The sequence below is a fragment of the Acetobacter thailandicus genome (assembly GCF_011516655.1).
Lineage (GTDB): Bacteria > Pseudomonadota > Alphaproteobacteria > Acetobacterales > Acetobacteraceae > Acetobacter > Acetobacter thailandicus.
This window is the reverse complement of record NZ_WOSV01000026.1, coordinates 1-5557: the sequence shown is the minus strand read 5'-3', so window position 1 is coordinate 5557 and position 5557 is coordinate 1. Positions and strand designations below refer to the sequence as shown.

The following is a 5557-nucleotide window of genomic DNA, read 5'->3' as shown; positions in this document are numbered from 1 at the left end:
GGCTCTGGAGGCTGAGGCTTCCGGGGTTTTTTCTGACTTTAGCGGTCTTTGACAAGAGAATATGAGAGAGGGATATGCTGACGGCGTATTTTCTCTGAGGGTGAGGTTTCGGCCTTATTTTTAGAGGGGTATCTGACTGGTTTTTGACTGGTCATGACGTTTGTTCAGTATATCTTGCATATGCGTTTTTAAAAACAGACGTTTCGAATGACTTTTCTTAAGTGAAAAGAAATTGCATGACCGGGTCTTTGTTTATTGTGCCTGACACTTTTGTGTTGGGTGTGATGAACCTGAGAGTTTGATCCTGGCTCAGAGCGAACGCTGGCGGCATGCTTAACACATGCAAGTCGCACGAAGGTTTCGGCCTTAGTGGCGGACGGGTGAGTAACGCGTAGGAATCTATCCACGGGTGGGGGATAACTTCGGGAAACTGAAGCTAATACCGCATGATACCTGAGGGTCAAAGGCGCAAGTCGCCTGTGGAGGAGCCTGCGTTTGATTAGCTTGTTGGTGGGGTAATGGCCTACCAAGGCGATGATCGATAGCTGGTTTGAGAGGATGATCAGCCACACTGGGACTGAGACACGGCCCAGACTCCTGCGGGAGGCAGCAGTGGGGAATATTGGACAATGGGGGCAACCCTGATCCAGCAATGCCGCGTGTGTGAAGAAGGTTTTCGGATTGTAAAGCACTTTCGGCGGGGACGATGATGACGGTACCCGCAGAAGAAGCCCCGGCTAACTTCGTGCCAGCAGCCGCGGTAATACGAAGGGGGCTAGCGTTGCTCGGAATGACTGGGCGTAAAGGGCGTGTAGGCGGTTTGTACAGTCAGATGTGAAATCCCCGGGCTTAACCTGGGAGCTGCATTTGATACGTGCAAACTAGAGTGTGAGAGAGGGTTGTGGAATTCCCAGTGTAGAGGTGAAATTCGTAGATATTGGGAAGAACACCGGTGGCGAAGGCGGCAACCTGGCTCATAACTGACGCTGAGGCGCGAAAGCGTGGGGAGCAAACAGGATTAGATACCCTGGTAGTCCACGCTGTAAACGATGTGTGCCAGATGTTGGGTAACTTAGTTATTCAGTGTCGTAGTTAACGCGTTAAGCACACCGCCTGGGGAGTACGGCCGCAAGGTTGAAACTCAAAGGAATTGACGGGGGCCCGCACAAGCGGTGGAGCATGTGGTTTAATTCGAAGCAACGCGCAGAACCTTACCAGGGCTTGAATGGGCAGGCCGTATCCAGAGATGGATATTTCCCGCAAGGGACCTGCCACACAGGTGCTGCATGGCTGTCGTCAGCTCGTGTCGTGAGATGTTGGGTTAAGTCCCGCAACGAGCGCAACCCTTATCTTTAGTTGCCAGCATGTTTGGGTGGGCACTCTAGAGAGACTGCCGGTGACAAGCCGGAGGAAGGTGGGGATGACGTCAAGTCCTCATGGCCCTTATGTCCTGGGCTACACACGTGCTACAATGGCGGTGACAGTGGGAAGCTAGATGGCGACATCGTGCTGATCTCTAAAAGCCGTCTCAGTTCGGATTGCACTCTGCAACTCGAGTGCATGAAGGTGGAATCGCTAGTAATCGCGGATCAGCATGCCGCGGTGAATACGTTCCCGGGCCTTGTACACACCGCCCGTCACACCATGGGAGTTGGTTTGACCTTAAGCCGGTGAGCGAACCGCAAGGACGCAGCCGATCACGGTCGGGTCAGCGACTGGGGTGAAGTCGTAACAAGGTAGCCGTAGGGGAACCTGCGGCTGGATCACCTCCTTTCAAGGAACTGTTCTGAGTGGAACCGGTTATCTGGTTTTATTTGGAATGTTTCAGAAAATAAAAGTCCTTCAGATAGGATCTCTGAAGGCAGCGTCTGGTCAGATGTCTGCATGAGCAATCATGCGAAAGCGCCGTCAACATATCCCTTTCTACGACAGATTATACAGGTTCGGGCTAGTAGCTCAGTTGGTTAGAGCACACGCTTGATAAGCGTGGGGTCGGAGGTTCAAGTCCTCCCTGGCCCACCACTTAATCAGCTGTATATGATAATATGCAGTTGTCTGGTTATGGGGGCGTAGCTCAGCTGGGAGAGCACCTGCTTTGCAAGCAGGGGGTCGTCGGTTCGAACCCGTCCGTCTCCACCATCTTTACTAAGTGGTTGTCGAGAAGTCTGTCGTAAGGGAGTGTTAGAGATTGGACATTTCCGTATATGGAGCCGCGTTGCGGCGCATATGTGGTGTGTGTCTGATGAGAGATCTTTGTCAGTGTGAATCGGTTGGTGCGTATCTGGGCGTGCCTTTTAGTTGCGGGTTGGTCTGACCCACAGCGTTCTGTTTTTGCGGAATGATGTGTTAAGCAACGAAGGCATGAATCGTTCAGATGCGTTTTAAAGATATAAGTGACGTACTTGCATGATGCATGCGGGAACAGTCTTATATGACTTAGGTTGTATAGATGGTTTCTGTGCATGGTGAGAGTGAGTGCGATAAGGGCATTCGGTGGATGCCTTGGTACCAGGAGGCGACGAAGGACGTAGCACGCTGCGAAAAGTTGTGGGGAGCCGCGAGCAGGCTTTGATCCGCAAATATCCGAATGGGGCAACCCACCCGCAAGGGTATCATTACCTGAATACATAGGGTGATGAGGCGAACCCGGGGAACTGAAACATCTCAGTACCTGGAGGAAAAGACATCAATTGAGATTCTGTTAGTAGTGGCGAGCGAACGCGGAACAGGCCAGTATTACTTTGTAAAGAAGCAGAAGGACATGGAAAGGTCCGCCATAGTGGGTGATAGCCCCGTATGCGTAGTGTTGCAGAGTAGTCTTGAGTAGGGCGGGGCACGTGAAACCCTGTCTGAACATGGGGGGACCACCCTCCAAGCCTAAATACTCCCTGGTAACCGATAGTGAACAAGTACCGTGAGGGAAAGGTGAAAAGCACCCCGACAAGGGGAGTGAAATAGACCTGAAACCGAATGCCTACAAACAGTCGGAGCCTCTTATGGGGTGACGGCGTACCTTTTGTATAATGGGTCAGCGAGTTTCTGTTTGCAGCGAGCTTAAGCCGTTAGGTGTAGGCGTAGCGAAAGCGAGTCTGAACAGGGCGTTCAGTTGCTGGCAGAAGACCCGAAACCGAGTGATCTAGCCATGGCCAGGCTGAAGGTGCGGTAACACGCACTGGAGGGCCGAACTCACGCCTGTTGAAAAAGTCGGAGATGAGCTGTGGTTAGGGGTGAAAGGCCAATCAAACTCGGAAATAGCTGGTTCTCCGCGAAATCTATTGAGGTAGACCGTCGAGTATTACCCCGGGGGGTAGAGCACTGGATGGGCTAGGGGGGCCCAAAGCCTTACCAAACCTAACCAAACTCCGAATACCCGGAAGTATGAGCTCGGCAGACAGACAGTGGGTGCTAAGGTCCATTGTCGAGAGGGAAACAGCCCAGACCACCAGCTAAGGCCCCTAAATCGTGGCTAAGTGGGAAAGGATGTGGGGATTCCAAAACAACCAGGAGGTTGGCTTAGAAGCAGCCATCCTTTAAAGAAAGCGTAATAGCTCACTGGTCTAATAGAAACCCTGCGCCGAAAATGTAACGGGGCTCAAGCCACGTGCCGAAGCTGTGGGTGCATATCTATGATATGCGCGGTAGCGGAGCGTTCCGTAAGTCTGTGAAGGAGGCGGGGTGACCCCCTCTGGAGATATCGGAAGTGCGAATGCTGACATGAGTAGCGACAAACAGTGCGAGAAACACTGTCGCCGAAAGTCCAAGGGTTCCTGCGCAAGGTTAATCCACGCAGGGTTAGTCGGCCCCTAAGGCGAGGGCGAAAGCCGTAGTCGATGGGAATCAGGTGAATATTCCTGAACCTGCCAGAAGTGACGAATACAAAATGTTGTCAGTCCTTATCGGATTGAACTGGCTTTTTGCGTATTCCAGGAAACAGCTCTGGCGTATAGACCGTACCCGAAACCGACACAGGTGGACTGGTAGAGAATACCAAGGCGCTTGAGAGAACGATGCTGAAGGAACTAGGCAAATTACTCGTGTAACTTCGGGATAAGCGAGACCCACTGCCGGGCAACCGGGGGTGGGTGGCACAGACCAGGGGGTAGCGACTGTTTAGTAAAAACACAGGGCTCTGCGAAGTCGAAAGACGACGTATAGGGCCTGACGCCTGCCCGGTGCCGGAAGGTTAAGAGGAGGTGTGCAAGCACTGAATTGAAGCCCCGGTAAACGGCGGCCGTAACTATAACGGTCCTAAGGTAGCGAAATTCCTTGTCGGGTAAGTTCCGACCTGCACGAATGGCGTAACGACTTCCCCGCTGTCTCCAGCATCGGCTCAGCGAAATTGAATTCCCCGTGAAGATGCGGGGTATCCGCGGTCAGACGGAAAGACCCTATGAACCTTTACTGCAGCTTTACAGTGGCATCAGAGACATTCTGTGTAGGATAGGTGGGAGGCTTTGAAGCGGGGGCGCCAGTTCCCGTGGAGCCATCCTTGAAATACCACCCTGAATTTTTCTGATGTCTAACCGCGGTCAGTTAGCCTGATCCGGGACCCTGTATGGTGGGCAGTTTGACTGGGGCGGTCGCCTCCCAAAGTGTAACGGAGGCGCGCGATGGTGGGCTCAGGCCGGTCGGAAACCGGCTGTTGAGTGCAATGGCATAAGCCCGCCTGACTGCGAGAGTGACAGCTCGAGCAGAGACGAAAGTCGGCCATAGTGATCCGGTGGTCCCGCGTGGAAGGGCCATCGCTCAACGGATAAAAGGTACTCTAGGGATAACAGGCTGATCTCCCCCAAGAGTCCACATCGACGGGGAGGTTTGGCACCTCGATGTCGGCTCATCACATCCTGGGGCTGGAGCAGGTCCCAAGGGTTCGGCTGTTCGCCGATTAAAGTGGTACGTGAGCTGGGTTTAGAACGTCGTGAGACAGTTCGGTCCCTATCTGCCGTGGATGTTGGAGATTTGAGAGGATTTGTCCCTAGTACGAGAGGACCGGGATGAACATACCTCTGGTGCACCGGTTGTCGCGCCAGCGGCACAGCCGGGTAGCTAAGTATGGACGGGATAACCGCTGAAAGCATCTAAGCGGGAAACCCACCTCAAAACTAGATCTCCCTGAGGGCCGTGAAAGACCATCACGTTAATAGGCCAGGTGTGGAAGCGCAGTAATGCGTGCAGCTAACTGGTCCTAATCGCCCAATAGACTCACTCTCTTTACCATCTCCCTTAAAAGAGATGTTACCCATGCACAGAAATCATCTATGCAAACAAACATACGTCACTTACATCTTACCAACCGGTCCCACTGTCCCTTCCCCAGGGGTAGTTGGGATGACCTGGTGGCCATGGCGGGGAGTGATCCACACGATCCCATCCCGAACTCGACCGTGAAACCCCCCAGCGCCTATGATACTGCGGCTTAAGTCGTGGGAAAGTCGGTCGCCGCCAGGTCTTCCAAACTACCTCACCTCCGCGGGGTGGAGCAGCCCGGTAGCTCGTCAGGCTCATAACCTGAAGGCCGCAGGTTCAAATCCTGCCCCCGCAACCAAATCATATAAAT

Annotated in this window: 3 tRNA genes and 3 rRNA genes; all 6 read left to right on the top strand. The window is 53.2% G+C overall.

From position 1 onward, the window contains the following. Positions 1–286: 286 nt before the first annotated feature. The 6 genes from GOB58_RS12710 to GOB58_RS12685 all read left to right on the top strand — a co-directional run bounded on the left by GOB58_RS12710 (position 287) and on the right by GOB58_RS12685 (position 5545). Positions 287–1774 (top strand): 16S ribosomal RNA (locus tag GOB58_RS12710). A gap of 171 nt (positions 1775–1945) precedes the next feature. Further along, positions 1946–2022, top strand: a tRNA-Ile gene (locus GOB58_RS12705). A 41-nt stretch (positions 2023–2063) separates the two neighbouring features. Continuing rightward, positions 2064–2139 (top strand) — tRNA-Ala (locus tag GOB58_RS12700). A gap of 330 nt (positions 2140–2469) precedes the next feature. After that, positions 2470–5210 (top strand): 23S ribosomal RNA (locus GOB58_RS12695). A gap of 122 nt (positions 5211–5332) precedes the next feature. After that, positions 5333–5448: ribosomal RNA gene (gene rrf, locus GOB58_RS12690) — 5S ribosomal RNA — on the top strand. Together the 16S, 23S and 5S rRNA genes with 3 tRNA genes alongside form the textbook arrangement of a ribosomal RNA operon. Before the next feature lie 20 nt (positions 5449–5468). Further along, positions 5469–5545, top strand: a tRNA-Met gene (locus GOB58_RS12685). Positions 5546–5557 lie beyond the last annotated feature (12 nt).